Annotated in this window: 11 protein-coding genes; 5 read left to right on the top strand and 6 right to left on the bottom strand. The window is 54.9% G+C overall.

Annotation, left to right across the window (positions count from 1 at the left end):
- The first annotated feature begins 3 nt into the window (after positions 1-3).
- Positions 4-1548, top strand: coding sequence for a threonine ammonia-lyase, biosynthetic (ilvA, locus tag EH207_RS16215; protein ID WP_137714919.1), 1545 nt, complete (start codon positions 4-6; stop codon positions 1546-1548).
- A gap of 97 nt (positions 1549-1645) precedes the next feature.
- Positions 1646-2395, top strand: coding sequence for a DUF2461 domain-containing protein (locus tag EH207_RS16210; RefSeq protein ID WP_137714918.1), 750 nt, complete (start codon positions 1646-1648; stop codon positions 2393-2395).
- Between the two features lie 21 nt (positions 2396-2416).
- On the opposite strand, the gene EH207_RS16205 is transcribed toward EH207_RS16210, so the two are convergent.
- Complete coding sequence (locus EH207_RS16205; RefSeq protein WP_137714917.1) at positions 2417-2875, bottom strand: thermonuclease family protein; 459 nt, start codon at positions 2873-2875, stop codon at positions 2417-2419.
- A gap of 18 nt (positions 2876-2893) precedes the next feature.
- Positions 2894-3784, bottom strand: a complete 891-nt coding sequence (gene ilvY, locus EH207_RS16200) for an HTH-type transcriptional activator IlvY (protein ID WP_137714916.1) — start codon at positions 3782-3784, stop codon at positions 2894-2896.
- Positions 3785-3952: 168 nt separating this feature from the next.
- Here ilvY and ilvC point away from each other — a divergent pair, with 168 nt between their 5' ends.
- A complete protein-coding gene (gene ilvC / locus EH207_RS16195; RefSeq protein ID WP_137714915.1) occupies positions 3953-5431 on the top strand; it encodes a ketol-acid reductoisomerase in 1479 nt (492 codons plus the stop codon).
- A gap of 57 nt (positions 5432-5488) precedes the next feature.
- Here ilvC and putP read toward each other — a convergent pair whose 3' ends face one another.
- Positions 5489-6973 carry a sodium/proline symporter PutP gene (putP, locus tag EH207_RS16190; protein WP_137714914.1) on the bottom strand — a complete coding sequence of 495 codons (1485 nt, stop codon included), beginning with the start codon at positions 6971-6973 and terminating at the stop codon, positions 5489-5491.
- A gap of 460 nt (positions 6974-7433) precedes the next feature.
- Between putP and putA the strand changes: the two genes are divergently transcribed.
- Entirely contained in the window at positions 7434-11405 is a 3972-nt protein-coding gene (gene putA, locus EH207_RS16185; RefSeq protein WP_137714913.1) for a trifunctional transcriptional regulator/proline dehydrogenase/L-glutamate gamma-semialdehyde dehydrogenase, read from the top strand.
- Between the two features lie 49 nt (positions 11406-11454).
- Here putA and ppiC read toward each other — a convergent pair whose 3' ends face one another.
- Positions 11455-11736, bottom strand: coding sequence for a peptidylprolyl isomerase PpiC (ppiC, locus tag EH207_RS16180; protein WP_137714912.1), 282 nt, complete (start codon positions 11734-11736; stop codon positions 11455-11457).
- Between the two features lie 161 nt (positions 11737-11897).
- On the opposite strand from ppiC, the gene rep reads away from it, so the two are divergent.
- A complete protein-coding gene (gene rep / locus EH207_RS16175; RefSeq protein WP_137714911.1) occupies positions 11898-13919 on the top strand; it encodes a DNA helicase Rep in 2022 nt (673 codons plus the stop codon).
- Between the two features lie 32 nt (positions 13920-13951).
- Here rep and ppx read toward each other — a convergent pair whose 3' ends face one another.
- The gene (gene ppx, locus EH207_RS16170; protein WP_137714910.1) at positions 13952-15448 is read right to left on the bottom strand and encodes an exopolyphosphatase; all 1497 of its coding nucleotides are present in this window, start codon (positions 15446-15448) and stop codon (positions 13952-13954) included.
- A gap of 6 nt (positions 15449-15454) precedes the next feature.
- On the bottom strand, positions 15455-16744 hold the full coding sequence (gene rhlB, locus EH207_RS16165; RefSeq protein WP_137714909.1) for an ATP-dependent RNA helicase RhlB: 1290 nt from the start codon (positions 16742-16744) through the stop codon (positions 15455-15457).

Below are 16744 nucleotides of genomic sequence, written 5' to 3'. Positions count from 1 at the left end.
TTAATGGCAGTGTCACAACCACTACCTTCCGCGCCCTGTGGCGCGGAGTACCTGCGGGCAATCCTGCGCTCGCCGGTTTACGAGGTTACACAGGTTACGCCGCTGGAGAAAATGGACAAGCTTTCTTCCCGGCTGGGGAATGTCATTCTGGTCAAACGTGAAGACCGTCATGCGGTGCACAGTTTTAAGCTGCGCGGCGCTTACGCCATGATGACCGGGCTGAGCGATGAGCAGAAGTCGCACGGCGTGGTGACGGCATCGGCGGGCAACCACGCGCAGGGCGTGGCGCTCTCTTCCAGTAAGCTGGGTATCAAATCGTTGATCGTGATGCCGGTGGCGACCGCCGACATCAAGGTTGACGCGGTGCGCGGCTTCGGTGGCGAAGTGTTGTTGCACGGGGCCAACTTTGATGAAGCGAAAGCCAAAGCCATTGAATTGTCGCAGCAGCAGAAAATGACCTTCCTGCCCCCATTCGATCATCCTGCGGTCATCGCCGGGCAGGGCACGTTGGCGATGGAGCTGTTGCAGCAGGACGCGCATCTGGATCGGGTGTTTGTGCCGGTCGGCGGCGGCGGTCTGGCGGCGGGCGTGGCGGTGTTGATTAAACAACTGATGCCGCAGATTCAGGTCATTGGCGTGGAAGCCGAAGATTCCGCCTGTCTGCGGGCGGCGCTGGACGCGGGCCATCCTGTGGATTTGGCGCGTGTAGGTCTGTTTGCCGAAGGCGTGGCTGTTAAACGCATCGGTGATGAAACCTTCCGTCTGTGCCGGGAATATCTGGACGATGTGATCACGGTTGACAGCGATGCGATTTGCGCGGCGGTCAAGGATCTGTTCGAAGATGTGCGCGCGATTGCTGAACCATCTGGTGCGCTGGCGCTGGCGGGGATGAAAAAATACATCCAGCAGCATCAGATTCAGGGCGAACGTCTGGCGCATGTGCTCTCGGGCGCCAATGTTAACTTCCACGGCTTGCGTTACGTTTCCGAACGTTGTGAGTTGGGCGAGCAGCGTGAAGCGTTGCTGGCGGTCACCATTCCAGAGGAAAAAGGCAGCTTCCTGAAATTTTGCCGTCTGCTGGGTGGTCGTGCAGTGACCGAATTCAACTATCGTTATGCTAATGCCAAAGACGCCTGCATTTTTGTCGGCGTACGCCTCACGCGTGGCTATGCCGAGCGTGAGGAAATCATTGCCGAGCTGTTTGCCGGCGGTTATGACGTAGTGGATTTGTCTGATGATGAGATGGCGAAGCTGCATGTTCGCTATATGGTCGGCGGCCGGCCCTCAAAAGCATTACAGGAAAGGCTCTATAGCTTTGAATTCCCTGAGTCGCCGGGCGCGTTGCTGAAGTTCCTGAATACGCTGGGCACGCACTGGAATATCTCGCTTTTCCATTATCGCAGCCACGGTACGGATTTTGGTCGCGTATTGGCGGCATTCGAACTGGACGAGCGCGACCCTGAGTTTGAGCAACATCTGCACGCGCTGGGCTATGAGTGCCATGATGAAACCGATAATCCGTCATTCCGTTTCTTTCTGGCGGGCTAGCGGTAGGGCCTGTTCCCATAACGCGCCCGGTGGTGTTTCACCGCCGGGCGCGTTATCTTTAATGCCATCAGACAGACAATGTGGATGACAGATAACGATGGCGCCGCGCTTCCAGGGGTTTTCTCAGCAGGGGCTGATCTTTCTTCAGCAGGTTCGTCAACACAATGATAAAAACTGGTTTGATAAACATCGTGGTATTTACGATGAGCAATTAGTCGCACCCTTTCGGGCATTGGTTGATGAACTCAGCCTGACCATGTTGCAGATTGACGATCATTTTGAAACGCGTCCGGCAATCGGAAAAACGCTTTCCCGCATTCATCGCGACACCCGGTTTTCCCACGATAAATCACGTTACCGCAGCCAGATGTGGCTGACCTTCAAACGTCCCCGTAAAGACTGGACGGACGCGCCGGTCTATTTTTTTGAAATTGCCCCGGATGCCTGGCGTTACGGACTGGGATATTACAGCGCGACGCGTCAGACCATGGAACTTTTCCGCCAGACGATGCGCGGTAATCCACAAACGTTTCTTAAGGTGGCGAACTGCCTGCGGGATACCTTCATGCTGGAAGGCGAGAGTTATCGACGTCCGTTGGTGAAAGATCAACCGGCGGCGCTGGCCGACTGGTACAACCGTAAATCTTTTGCGGCGATTTGTACCCGCCACGATAGGGAAGCGCTGTTTTCCGGTGAACTGGTGACGATGCTTGCGCATGGGTTTACCCAGCTTGAACCGCTTTATCGCTATCTGATGAAAATCGAAACCATGAAAAAGCCGCTCAGAAAACGCAATCGCCAGATTCAGGCGCACTTCCTGTCGGCAAAGAAAGGGGTTGAACGGTAGGCGGGAAGGCGGTCTGTGCTGTCAGTGTGTCCGGCGGTATACCCAGGGGGATTGAGGATAGGTCTGCCGCCACAGGCCCAGCCGTTGCCGGCGAGCCGCGTTTTCATGGCGCATTAACTCACGGTTGTTACGATTATATTTGTATACCCACGCCTGACCGGTACGCAGCAGCGCCAGATTGATATTGTTATTCCAGTAATAGACCGTGCCCAGGTAGCGAGCGTACCGATCCTTCGCCTCATATCGTACCGTCACCCATTTCCCGCCAATTTTCCTCTCCAGCGTCCGACGGGCGTTCTTGCCGTAAGGCTGGCGATATTCCGGCGCATCGATACCCAACAGGCGGATGCGATGATTGATTCCGCTTTGACGCACAATAAGGGTGTCGCCGTCAACGACTTTCACTACCTTGCCATTGAGCGTCGCCGCCAGACCGGGGAGGGAGAACAGCAATATCACGGCCAGTAAATACGATTTCATCAACACTTTCCCTTAATATCACGCTTTATCCTGCAATGTTTCCCAGAAGGCGGCGATGAGCGGTTCGCTGAGCCGTTTTTTCTGTACGCAGACACCCAGTTCAAAGGGTTCCATGGCTTGTTCGGTAAATACGGAAACGCGGTTGCGCACCGGTTCCGGGCTGTTTTCCAGCACTACATCCGGGATAAGCGCAATGCCGCAGCCCAGTGCGACCATCGATACCATAGCTTCATGGCCGGAGACAGTGGCATAAATTTGAGGATTGGTGATGTGGTGGCGGCGAAACCACAGGTCGATGCGCTTACGCACCGGGCCGTGCTCCGGTAGAATAAATGGGATCTGCGCCCAGTCAGGATTGGGGATTTTAACCTGCGCCTGAACCGGACACGGCAACGCGGGAATTATCAGCACCAACGGAATTTTACCGATGGGCATAAAATCCACGCTGGCGGGCAAGGTTTCCGGGTGTCCGGCGATGCTTAGATCGGCTTCGTTCGACTGGACTTTTTCAACGGCGTCGGCGGCATCACCCGTCGTCAGTTTAATCTCCACCAGCGGATGTTCTGCCCGGAAGCGATCCAGAATAGGCGGTAAATGGCTGTAAGCGGCGGTGACGGAGCAAAAAATACGCAGCTCGCCGCTGAGCGACGGCCCGCGTTGGCCGATGGCGTACCGGAGTTGCTGATATTGCAACAGCGTTTGTTGCGCGAACAGTTTCAGATGCTCCCCGGCATCGGTAAGCTGCACGGTGCGGTTATCGCGCTGGAACAGCATCTGACCCAGGTCTTCCTCCAGGCGTTGAATTTGCCGCGACAGCGTGGAAGGGCTGATGTGCATCGCTTTGGCGGTGCGGCTAAAGTGCCGGCTTTCCGCCAAATGCAGAAATAATTTGAGATCACGTAAATCCATGCGATGCGAGCCTCGCTTTTACCTTGCAGATCTTGCAATATGACGTTGTTAATATATCAATTTAAGCAACGAATTTCCTGTCATATGATGAGCGCCATACAGGTTTTCCCGCCGGGCGGGAAACCGTTCCTGAACAACAGACAAACAAAACAGTATACGGAGCATGAAATGGCTAACTATTTCAACACATTGAACCTGCGTCAGCAGTTGGCGCAATTGGGCAAGTGTCGTTTTATGGAACGTGATGAATTCGCCGATGAAGCGAGCTACCTGAAAGGTAAAAAAGTGGTGATTGTGGGCTGTGGCGCACAAGGTCTGAACCAGGGGCTGAACATGCGTGACTCCGGTCTGGATATCGCTTATGCGCTGCGTCAGGAAGCCATCGCCGAGAAGCGCGCGTCATGGCGTAAAGCCACTGAAAACGGTTTTACCGTTGGCACGTACGAAGAACTGATCCCGCAAGCCGATCTGGTGGTTAACCTGACGCCGGACAAACAGCACTCCGCCGTGGTTCAGGCCGTTCAACCGCTGATGAAGCAGGGCGCGGCGCTGGGCTACTCCCACGGTTTCAACATTGTGGAAGTTGGCGAGCAGATCCGTAAAGACATCACGGTCGTAATGGTGGCGCCGAAGTGTCCGGGTACGGAAGTACGGGAAGAATACAAACGTGGTTTTGGCGTGCCGACGCTCATTGCGGTTCACCCGGAAAACGATCCGAAAGGCGAAGGCTTGGCGATTGCCAAAGCCTGGGCCGCGGCGACCGGCGGTCATCGTGCCGGGGTGCTGCAATCCTCTTTCGTTGCCGAAGTAAAATCCGACCTGATGGGCGAGCAGACTATCCTGTGCGGGATGTTGCAGGCGGGCTCTCTGTTGAGCTTTGACAAACTGGTTGCTGACGGCGTTGATGCGGCCTATGCGGAAAAACTGATTCAGTTTGGCTGGGAAACCATTACCGAAGCGCTGAAACAGGGCGGTATCACGCTGATGATGGACAGGCTGTCCAACCCGGCGAAACTGCGCGCCTATGCGCTGTCTGAGCAACTGAAAGAGATTATGGCGCCGTTGTTCCAGAAACACATGGACGACATCATCTCTGGCGAATTCTCCAGCGGCATGATGGCGGACTGGGCGAACGACGACGTTAAACTGCTGACCTGGCGTGAAGAGACCGGAAAAACCGCGTTCGAAAATGCGCCGCAATTTGACGGTAAAATCGCCGAGCAGGAATATTTTGATAACGGCGTGCTGATGGTCGCGATGGTGAAAGCCGGCGTTGAACTGGCATTCGAAACCATGGTGAGCGCGGGCATTATTGAAGAGTCCGCTTACTACGAATCGCTGCATGAGTTGCCGCTGATTGCCAACACCATCGCGCGTAAGCGTCTGTATGAAATGAACGTGGTGATCTCCGATACGGCGGAATACGGTAACTACCTGTTCGCTAACGCCGCCGTGCCGTTGCTGAAAGAAAAATTCATGGCGTCACTGCAACCGGGTGATTTAGGTAAAACCGTTGCGGCGGCAGCGGTGGATAACGCGCAACTGCGCGACGTTAACGAAGCGATTCGCAACCACCCGATCGAAACCGTAGGCCGCAAATTGCGTGGCTATATGACGGATATGAAACGCATCGCCGTCGCGGGTTAACCTTCTGTTGTAATACGCTAAAAAGGCACAGTGCGACGCTGTGCCTTTTTTTCTGGATTAAACCGACCTGAATTCCGCTTCCGCCTTATTGAAGCGATCGGTAATCACCTGAGAGGGTGCACGACCCATCAGACTGACGATAAAGATGGTCAGGCAACTGAACAGGAAGCCGGGGATGATTTCATATAGCCCCAGCCAGGCATACTGTTTCCAGACAATCACGGTTACCGCGCCGACAATCATCCCGAGCAGCGCCCCGTTGCGGGTCATTCGCGGCCACAGCAAGGAAATCAGTATCACCGGACCGAATGCCGCGCCGAAACCAGCCCAGGCATAGCTCACCAGCCCCAGTACACGGTTCTCTGGATTTGCCGACAGCGCGATGGCGATGGCCGATACCAGCAGCACCATTGCTCTCCCTACCCACACCAACTCTTTCTGGGTAGCTTTTGGGCGAAAAAAGGGGCGATATAAATCTTCCGTGATCGCGCTGGAACAGACCAGAAGCTGGCAGCTTAGGGTACTCATGACCGCTGCCAGGATCGCCGACAGCAGAACCCCGGCAATCCACGGATTGAACAGCAGCATGGACAGCTCAATAAATACGCGCTCGCTGTTTTGTGAGACGTTGCCCGCCTGATCGGGATGGTTGGTAAAGTAAGCAATGCCAAAGAAGCCAACGGCCACCGCGCCCGCCAGACACAGAATCATCCAGGTCATACTGATACGACGTGCGCTGCGAATGGTGTGGTGGGAGTCCGCAGCCATAAAACGCGCCAGGATATGCGGCTGTCCAAAATAGCCCAAGCCCCAGCCCATGAGTGAAATGATGGCGACGAAATTCAGACCTTTAAACATATCCAGATCGGCCGGATTTTTCGCTTCAATCACCATCAGCGAAGCATCAACCCCATTCAGCGACAGGATCACCATCACCGGCGTCAGAATCAAGGCAAAAATCATCAGGCTGGCCTGTACGGTATCGGTCCAGCTTACCGCCAGAAACCCGCCGATAAACGTATAGGCAATGGTGGCGGCGGCGCCGGCCCATAGCGCTGCGCCATAGCTCATGCCGAAAGTGCTTTCAAACAGGCGGGCGCCGGCGACCACGCCGGATGCGCAATAAATGGTGAAAAATACCAGAATAATCAATGCGGAAATTACGCGCAGCAGCTTGCTGCTATCTTCAAAGCGATGCGTAAAGTAGTCTGGCAGCGTCAGCGCATTGTGGTTGACCTCGGTATGAACGCGTAGGCGACCAGCTACCCATTTCCAGTTAAGGTAGGCGCCGATCATCAGGCCGATGGCGATCCAGCTTTCCGAAATACCGGAAATAAAGATGGCGCCCGGCAATCCCATCAGGAGCCAGCCGCTCATGTCTGAGGCACCGGCGGAGAGCGCCGTCACCATGCTCCCCATTCTGCGTCCGCCCAGAATGTAATCGCCAAAACTATTGGTCGCGCGATAGGCATACAGCCCAATGAGTACCATCCCGAAAATATACACCAGAAAAGTCACCAACATGGGTGTGCTCATCATCATTTGATTCTCCATTTTCATTAAAATTCCCGCCGCTTTTTGGCTGCGATGAATCTTTGTATTTGCCACTCTGTCCATATCGGGCGCAGAGACGAGATATTGTTGGTTGCAACAAGCGCCACCTTTTTCATTTCAGGCGGCTGAAGGCTATCCTAATTGAGTGAGTGATTTATCAACAATATTTTTTAACATAGGAATTGCATATTTCCCATGCCATGTTAATTTTTAAAACCGTTTATCTCCTAATAAACCGGATAAGTGCTCTGCTAAAATGATATAAGCTATCCTTTTTATGTTGATTTATCCTCGCTTTCCCTCTTGCTGGGCACCCAGCCTTCGCGCTTGAAATAGCTGAATGTTTGTTTACTTTTTCACGTCCCGATCTAACAAGGTTGCACAAAGTTGCAACATGATCAATATTGATGCGGACTAAATGTACTTTTCTGTCTAAGGAGTGGAGAGAATGGGTTTTACTACGATGGGTGTCAAACTCGACGAGGCAACGCGCGAGCGTCTCAAGGCCGCTGCACAGCGAATCGATCGCACGCCGCATTGGCTGATCAAACAGGCTATTTTTAACTATCTCGAACGTCTCGAAAGTGGCATCGACACACCTGAAATTCCGCAATCGGTTATGCCCGGCAACATTGAAGGGGAAGAGATTACGCCGCAATTTCAGGAAGAAGGAACTTATCAGCCTTTTCTTGAATTTGCGGAGCAGATACAACCCCAATCCGTTATTCGAGCAGCCATCACCTCCGCCTACCGTCGTCCTGAAACCGAACTGGTGCCAATGTTGCTTGAACAGGCGAAACTTCCTGGCGAGATGGCGCAATTGTCGCAGAAAATGGCTTATCGTCTGGCGGAACGCCTGCGCGGGCATAATGGGGCGACTGGTCGGGCCGGCATGGTACAGGGGTTATTGCAGGAGTTCTCCCTCTCTTCGCAGGAGGGCGTGGCGTTGATGTGTTTGGCCGAGGCATTGCTGCGCATTCCCGATAGACCCACGCGTGATGCGTTGATTCGCGACAAAATCAGCGCGGGCGACTGGCATGCGCATCTCGGACACAGCCCGTCGCTGTTTGTAAACGCGGCGACCTGGGGACTGTTAATCACCGGTAAGCTGGTTGCCACGCACAATGAGGCGAGCTTGTCGCATTCGCTGAACCGGATCGTCGGCAAAAGCGGTGAACCGTTGATTCGTAAAGGCGTGGACATGGCGATGCGGCTGATGGGGGAGCAGTTTGTGACCGGCGAAACCATCGCTGAGGCGCTGGCCAATGCCGGCAAACGGGAAGCGCAGGGATTCTGCTACTCCTATGACATGCTGGGGGAAGCGGCGCTGACGGAGCAAGATGCCGCCGCTTATCTGGCGTCTTACAGTCAATCCATTCATGCCATTGGGAAAGCCTCCAATGGACGGGGCATTTATGAAGGACCGGGTATTTCCATCAAGCTGTCCGCGCTGCATCCCCGCTATAGCCGGGCGCAATATGAGCGGGTGATGGAAGAGTTGTACCCGCGTCTGCTTTCGCTGGTATTACAAGCGCGCCAGTATGACATTGGGATCAATATTGATGCGGAAGAGGCGGATCGGCTGGAGATTTCCCTCGATCTACTGGAAAAACTCTGCTTTGAGCCACAACTGGCCGGATGGAACGGCATCGGCTTTGTTATTCAGGCTTATCAGAAGCGTTGCCCATTCGTCATTGACGCCATCATCGATCTGGCTCAGCGCAGTCATCGGCGTCTGATGATTCGTCTGGTGAAGGGCGCCTATTGGGACAGCGAAATCAAACGTGCCCAGGTCGACGGACTCGAAGGCTATCCGGTCTATACGCGCAAGGTTTACACCGATGTCTCCTATCTGGCTTGCGCGCGTAAATTATTGGCGGCGCCCAACCTGATTTATCCCCAGTTCGCCACCCACAATGCACAGACCTTAAGTGCGGTTTACCATCTGGCCGGGAATAACTACTACCCCGGCCAATACGAATTTCAGTGTCTGCACGGCATGGGTGAACCCCTGTATGAACAGGTGGTGGGCAATGTCGCCGAGGGAAAACTGAATCGCCCGTGCCGCATCTATGCGCCGGTCGGAACACATGAAACGCTACTGGCCTATCTGGTTCGCCGTCTGCTGGAGAATGGCGCCAATACCTCTTTTGTGAACCGCATTGCCGATATGAGCCTGCCGCTTGAGAAGCTGGTGGCTGACCCGGTCAGCGATGTGGAAATGCTGGCGGAATCGGAAGGGCGAATCGGTTTGCCGCATCCCCGTATTGCGCTGCCGCGCTGCCTGTATGGTGATTCACGCTATAATTCCAGCGGGCTGGATCTGTCCAATGAACATCGTCTTGCCTCCTTATCCAGCGCGTTGCTAACCGGCGCGGCGCAGCCGTGGTACGCCGGGCCGCTTATTGACGCTGAATCTTCACCGCAAGCGGCAAAACCGGTGCGCAATCCTGCTGATTCCCGCGATATCGTGGGATATGTCCGTGAAGCCAGTGAACGGGACGTTGCAGGTGCGCTGGATGCGGCAGTCGGCGCGGCGGCGATCTGGTTTGCAACGCCGCCGGCAGAGCGCGCGGCCGTGCTGAACAACGCGGCTGATATGATGGAAAGCCAGTTGCAGCAACTGCTGGGATTATTGGTTCGCGAAGCGGGTAAAACGTTCGCGAATGCGATTGCCGAAGTGCGTGAGGCAGTTGATTTCCTGCGCTATTACGCCGCTCAGGTAGACGAGGAGTTTGCGAATGACTCACACCGACCGCTGGGGCCGGTGGTCTGTATCAGTCCGTGGAATTTCCCGCTGGCGATTTTTACCGGGCAGATAGCGGCCGCGCTAGCGGCGGGTAACAGCGTTTTGGCGAAGCCCGCCGAACAGACCCCGCTGATTGCCGCTCAGTCCGTGCAAATCCTGCTGGAAGCCGGTATTCCGGCGGGTGTTCTGCAACTGTTGCCGGGGCAGGGAGACACTGTGGGGGCCGCACTGGTCAATGACAACCGGGTACGCGGCGTCATGTTCACCGGATCGACGGACGTCGCCAGTTTGTTGCAGCGCAGTATCGCCGATCGGCTGGACCCGCAGGGGCGACTGACGCCGCTGATTGCCGAAACGGGCGGGCTGAACGCCATGATCGTCGATTCTTCCGCGCTGACAGAGCAGGTGGTTAACGATGTGATCGCTTCCGCTTTCGACAGTGCCGGCCAGCGCTGCTCGGCGTTGCGCATTCTGTGTGTTCAGGAGGATATCGCGGATCATACGCTGCAAATGCTGCGCGGTGCGATGGCCGAATGCCGAATGGGGAACCCGGAGCGCTTAACCACCGATATCGGTCCGCTGATTGATACGGATGCGAAAAACGCCATTGAACGCCATATTCAGACGATGCGCTCGAAAGGCCGCAAGGTGTTTCAGGCAGAGTCGCAGCCGCAGGATGAGCAGGAATGGGCACGGGGAACGTTTGTCAAACCGACGCTGATCGAGCTGGAAAGCGTAGACGAACTGCAAAAGGAGATATTTGGCCCGGTATTGCACGTCGTGCGGTATCAAAGCCAACATCTCAATGCGCTGATCGAGCAGATTAATGCGGCAGGATATGGTTTGACGCTGGGCCTGCACACCCGCATTGATGAAACCATCACGCGCGTAACCCGTCATGCCAGAGTGGGCAACCAGTACGTCAATCGCAATATGGTCGGCGCCGTGGTCGGCGTTCAGCCGTTTGGCGGCGAGGGTTTGTCCGGCACTGGACCGAAAGCGGGCGGGCCGCTCTATCTTTACCGGCTGTTGTCATACAAACCGGATGACGCGGTGCTGAACGGACTGGCTCGGCGGGATCGCGGGCAACCGGTGGATGACAGCGCGCGAGTGACGTTATTGACAGCATTGCAGGCATTGGAAAAATGGGCCGTTGCCGAGCAACATCGTGATTTGGCGGTGATATGCCAGCAATATGCGGTGCAAGGATTGGGCGGCACAACGCGTCTGCTGCCGGGGCCGACCGGAGAACGCAACACCTATACGTTGACGCCGCGTGAGCGCGTGTTGTGCCTGGCGGATAACGATGAGGATGCGCTGATTCAACTGGCCGCGGTGCTGGCAACGGGAGGACATGTGCTATGGGAGGAGACGATGTTCCTGCAAGCGCTGTATCGCCGTTTGCCGGATGTCGTTCAATCACGTATTCAGTTCAGCCAGGACTGGCGGCAAGACGATCGGCGATTTGATGCGGTAATCTATCATGGCGATGCGGATCAATTACGCCAATTGAGCCAACAGCTTGCCGAACGTCAAGGCCCGATCGTTTCCTTACAGGGCTTGAACCGCGGTGAAACCCATATCTTGCTGGAGCGGCTATTGTATGAACGTTCGCTGAGTATTAACACCGCCGCCGCAGGGGGCAACGCCAGCCTGATGACGATTGGCTAACCCCGTGGGAAGATTGTCCCCTTTCCTTTGCGGGAAAGGGGAAACTGGGTCAGTTACGGTACAGCACTTTAATCAGGTGATAGCCAAACTGGGTTTTCACCGGGCCGACGGGCTTCAGTAACTCGCAGGAAAAGACCGTTTTATCGAAGGCGGGCACCATGTCGCCTTTGCGAAATTCGCCCAAATCGCCGCCGTTACGTTTTGACGGGCAGGTGGAATATTGTTGCGCCAGTTTCTGAAAGTCGGCGCCCTGCTCCAACTGCGCCAGAATATCATTAGCCTGCTGCTCGGTATCCACCAGGATGTGCAGTGCTGCTGCGGTATTTGCCATGTCGTTACCTATTTAAGAGAGAGAGATTCCTGTACGCAATGTAACATCTGCAACGTCAGATGTGGATTGCGGCGTGCTTTCCGCGATGATCATTCCCCGCTCAAGATTGATTCTGCTTTCTGCTACAATCCCTTTCCGTTTGATGAGTGAGCAATATCGTTATGCGTTTAAACCCCAGCCAACAACACGCTGTCGAATTTGTTACCGGCCCTTGTCTGGTGTTGGCGGGGGCGGGTACGGGCAAGACTCGCGTTATCACCAATAAAATTGCGCATTTGATTCGTCAGTGCGGGTATCAGGCCCGGCACATCGCCGCCGTAACCTTCACCAACAAAGCGGCGCGTGAGATGAAAGAGCGGGTATCGCAAACGCTGGGGCGTAAGGAAACCCGCGGGCTGATGATTGCAACCTTTCATACGTTGGGGCTGGAGATCATCAAGCGCGAGTACGCGGCGCTAGGTATGAAAGCCAATTTCTCTCTGTTTGACGATCAGGACCAGATGGCATTGCTGAAAGAGTTGACCGAGCAGTGGCTGGAAAACGACAAAACGCTGTTGCAGCAGTTAACGTCGACGATCTCAAACTGGAAAAACGATCTTGTCGATCCCTCCGGCGCGGCGGTAACGGCGAGTTCCGAGCGCGATAAGCTGTTCGCCCACTGCTATTCGCTGTACCACGACCATCTGCGCGCCTGTAATGTACTGGATTTTGACGATCTGATCCTGTTGCCGACGCTGCTGTTCAAACGTAATGATGAAGTGCGGGAACGCTGGCAGAACCGCTTGCGTTATTTGCTGGTGGATGAATATCAGGACACCAACACCAGCCAATATGAACTGGTGAAATTGCTGGTGGGTAATCGGGCGCGGTTTACCGTGGTGGGCGATGACGACCAGTCGATTTATTCCTGGCGTGGTGCCCGGCCGCAAAATCTGGCGCTGTTGCAGCAGGATTTCCCAACGCTCGAAGTCATCAAGCTGGAGCAGAACTACCGTTCTTCCGGCCGCATTCTGAAAGCCGCCAATATCCTGATTGCCAACAATCCGCATGTTTTTGAAAAACAGCTGTTTTCAGCGCTGGGATATGGTGATGAGCTGAAAGTGATTACCGCCAATAACGAGGATCACGAAGCCGAACGCGTGGTGGGCGAGCTGATTGCGCACCATTTCATCAAAAAGACCCAGTATGGCGACTATGCCATCTTGTATCGCGGTAATCACCAATCCCGGCTATTTGAAAAAATGCTGATGCAGAATCGTATCCCTTACCGGATCTCTGGCGGCACATCGTTTTTCTCGCGTCCCGAGATAAAGGATCTGCTGGCGTATTTGCGCGTTCTGACCAACCCGGATGACGATAGCGCGTTCTTGCGTATCGTCAACACGCCAAGACGCGAGATTGGACCGGCGACGTTGAAGAAGCTTGGAGAGTGGGCAAATCAGCGCAACAAAAGCCTGTTTAACGCCAGCTTTGACCTGGGGTTGGGGCAGTCACTGACCAGGCGCGGGCTGGAGTCCCTGCAACGGTTTACTGAGTGGCTGGCGGACATTTCCCGTCTGGCCGATCGAGAACCGGTGGCGGCGGTTCGCGATCTGATCCACGGGCTGGATTATGAAAGCTGGCTGTATGAAACCTCGCCCAGTCCCAAAGCCGCAGAAATGCGGATGAAAAACGTGAATCAGCTTTTTAGCTGGATGACGGAAATGCTCGAAGGTTCAGATCTGGATGAGCCGATGACGCTGACGCAGGTCGTCACACGCTTCACCCTGCGGGATATGATGGAACGAGGGGAAAATGATGAAGAACTGGATCAGGTACAGTTAATGACGCTGCACGCCTCGAAAGGCCTGGAATTTCCCTATGTGTTTCTGATCGGTATGGAAGAAGGGCTGTTACCGCATCAAAGCAGCATCGATGAAGACAATGTCGATGAAGAGCGGCGGCTGGCGTATGTCGGTATTACCCGTGCCCGGCGCGAACTGATATTTACCCTGTGCAAAGAGCGGCGTCAATACGGGGAACTGGTGCGTCCCGAACCCAGCCGTTTCCTGCTTGAGCTACCGCAGGATGATTTGATTTGGGAGACTGAGCGCAAGGTGGTCAGCGCTCAGGAACGGATGCAGAAAGGACAAAGTCATCTGGCCAGCATCCGTGCACAGTTGGCGAAAGCCAAAGGGGAGTAGCGTTCCCTTGTTTAAAGGCTTCAACACCTCGATCAGCGAGGGCCTTCTTCCAGCATAAGCGGCCAGTGGACATAGCTCTGCCAGCGGCTTTCCTGCTCCAGAGCTTCTGTCCGCAACGGGTGTTGCGCCATCCATCCCGCCGGCAGAACGACCCGTAAAACTTCACCTTCTGCGCGCAGACGCACCGCGGGGAGCGTGTCGTCTCGACGGCGGCTGGCGAAAATAATCGCCAGACGCAGCAGGCGGCACAGACGCTGGGCCTCTGCAACCGGCAGCGCATTTTGCTGACTAAGCGGTATCAGGTCGACATGGTTGCTTTGATTTTGTAACAGCGTGGCCAGCAGTTTTTTTTGCGCCGGGGTAAAACCGGGAAGATCGCTGTTGCGGATGAGATAGGCCGCATGTTGGCAGGATTGGCGGAAATCAATACTCAGACCGATTTCGTGAACCAGACAGGCGCTTTGCAGTAGCTCACGACATCGATTGTCCAACTGCCAGTCGCGCGCCACTTGTTGCAGGAAGTTATCGGCCAGCGAACTCACCCGCTCGGCCTGTTCAATATCCAGCAAATAGCGGCGTTGCAGATTATGCAGAGTCCGGTGGCGGATGTCCTGCTCAATCGGTAGATGCAGCATGCCATACACCAGGCCCTCGCGTAGCGCGCCGCCGGCCAGCGTCATGGTTTTTATGCCGAGTTCCTGAAATATGGCCAGCAGGATCGCCAGCCCGCTGGGGAAAACCAAGGCTCTTTCCAGCGTCAGACCTTCAATTTCAAGCTCTTCCAGTTTGTCGCACTGGATCGCATGCTGTTTTAGCTGCTGGAGTTTCGCCAGCGTGATGTATTCGTCCATCCCCTGCGCGACCATAATCTCTTGCAGGGCCTGTACCGTACCCGATGCGCCGACGCAGATTTGCCAGCCCTGTTCGCGCAATGAAGCCGCAACCGGACGCAGCATTTTTCGAGCCGCCTGTTCAGCACGCTCAAAATTTCCTGCTTCCAGATTACGATCGCTAAAATAACGCTCAAGCCAGGTCACGCAGCCCATGGGCAAGCTGATGAGCCTGGTTGTTTTGGCGCCCAAGCCGGTTGCCAATTCCGTACTGCCACCGCCGATATCCACCACCAAACGCTGATCCGGTCCACCCGTGGTGTGGGCAACACCCTGATAAATCAGCCGGGCTTCTTCTTCACCGCTGATAACCTGAACCGGTAATCCCAGAATTTGTTGGGCCTGTCGCAAAAATTCGTCGGCGTTGGTGGCCTGCCGTAACGTGGCGGTGGCGACGATGCGTACCTGTTCCCGCGGGATATCCTGCAATCGTTCTGAGAACAGTTGCAGACACTGCCAGCCTCGCTGCATCGCCTCCTGCGATAACCGATTCTGATTATCCAATCCTGCGGCAAGACGTACTTTCCGTTTTATCTTTGCCAGCGTCTGAATGCTGCCTGCGGCTTCCCGGACCACCAGCATATGAAAGCTGTTGGAACCGAGATCGATAGCTGCATAAAGTGAAGAGGCGCTTAGCATTCGCGATCAACCCGGCCGTTTACGATTGTTACGGGGCGCTCCGCTGCGGCGCGAAGCGTTATTTCTGCGCGGGCCGTGATTGTTACGTGTCGGGCGCGTTAAGCGCTTGGGCGCCGGTAAATCGGTAAGTAGTGCATCGCTGTTGTATTTGCTGACCGGAATACCGTGACCAATGTAGGTTTCGATAGCGGGCAGATTCAGCGCGTATTCTTCACAGGCCAAACTGATGGAGAAACCGCTTTGGCCTGCGCGACCGGTACGGCCGATACGGTGGACATAGTCTTCACAATCATCCGGCAGATCGTAGTTGAAGACATGCGTGACTGACGGAATATGCAGCCCGCGTGCCGCTACGTCAGTCGCAACCAGAATGTCCAGATTGCCGTTGGTGAATTCATCCAGAATACGCAGGCGTTTTTTCTGCGCCACGTCACCCGTCAACAGACCGACGCGGTGGCCGTCGGCGGCCAAGTGGCCCCAGATATCCTCACAGCGGTGTTTGGTATTGGCGAAAATAATGCAGCGATCCGGCCACTCTTCCTCGAGCAGCGTCTGGAGCAGGCGCATTTTTTCTTCATTAGACGGATAAAATAGCTCTTCTTTGATGCGGTGGCCGGTCTTTTGATCTGGTTCGACTTCCACAGACTCGGCGTTATTCATTTGTTCAAAAGCGAGTTCACGTACGCGATAGGAAAGCGTCGCGGAAAAAAGCATGTTTAGTCGCTGGGTTACCGGCGGCATGCGACGGAACAGCCAGCGGATATCTTTGATAAAGCCGAGGTCGTACATGCGATCAGCTTCATCCAGAATCACGACCTGAATTGCGCCCAGATTAATATGATTCTGTTTGACGTAGTCGATTAGGCGGCCTGTAGTGCCAACCAGAATATCGACGCCGCTTTCCAGTACCTTAAGCTGTTTGTCGTAGCCATCGCCGCCATAAGCCAGACCAAGTTTCAATCCTGTCAGGCGAGAAAGGGCTTCTGCGTCAGAGTGAATTTGCACGGCTAATTCACGCGTCGGCGCCATGATTAAAGCACGCGGCTGATTGATCTGACGCTCTGCGTTTGCAGGATGCGAAAGCAAATAATGGAAAGTAGACGCGAGAAAAGCCAGCGTCTTGCCAGTACCGGTTTGCGCCTGACCTGCTACATCACGCCCTGACAAAGCCAGCGGCAATGCTAACGCCTGAATAGGTGTACAGTTATGAAACCCTTTACTTTCAAGAGCTTCGATAACCAGCGGGTGCAGGGCGAAGTCGGAAAACTTCTGTTCTGTTAAGTGTGTTTTGCTCAT

It is taken from the genome of Brenneria rubrifaciens, assembly GCF_005484945.1.
Classification (GTDB): domain Bacteria; phylum Pseudomonadota; class Gammaproteobacteria; order Enterobacterales; family Enterobacteriaceae; genus Brenneria; species Brenneria rubrifaciens.
The sequence above is the reverse complement of the archived record's forward strand: the minus strand, read 5'-3'. Positions and strand labels throughout refer to the sequence as shown.

Coding starts and splice junctions, on each gene's coding strand:
- ilvA (WP_137714919.1), top strand. CDS start 4: ATGGCAGTGTCACAACCACTACCTTCCGCGCCCTGTGGCGCGGAGTAC.
- EH207_RS16210 (WP_137714918.1), top strand. CDS start 1,646: ATGGCGCCGCGCTTCCAGGGGTTTTCTCAGCAGGGGCTGATCTTTCTT.
- EH207_RS16205 (WP_137714917.1), bottom strand. CDS start 2,875: ATGAAATCGTATTTACTGGCCGTGATATTGCTGTTCTCCCTCCCCGGT.
- ilvY (WP_137714916.1), bottom strand. CDS start 3,784: ATGGATTTACGTGATCTCAAATTATTTCTGCATTTGGCGGAAAGCCGG.
- ilvC (WP_137714915.1), top strand. CDS start 3,953: ATGGCTAACTATTTCAACACATTGAACCTGCGTCAGCAGTTGGCGCAA.
- putP (WP_137714914.1), bottom strand. CDS start 6,973: ATGATGATGAGCACACCCATGTTGGTGACTTTTCTGGTGTATATTTTC.
- putA (WP_137714913.1), top strand. CDS start 7,434: ATGGGTTTTACTACGATGGGTGTCAAACTCGACGAGGCAACGCGCGAG.
- ppiC (WP_137714912.1), bottom strand. CDS start 11,736: ATGGCAAATACCGCAGCAGCACTGCACATCCTGGTGGATACCGAGCAG.
- rep (WP_137714911.1), top strand. CDS start 11,898: ATGCGTTTAAACCCCAGCCAACAACACGCTGTCGAATTTGTTACCGGC.
- ppx (WP_137714910.1), bottom strand. CDS start 15,448: ATGCTAAGCGCCTCTTCACTTTATGCAGCTATCGATCTCGGTTCCAAC.
- rhlB (WP_137714909.1), bottom strand. CDS start 16,744: ATGAGCAAAACACACTTAACAGAACAGAAGTTTTCCGACTTCGCCCTG.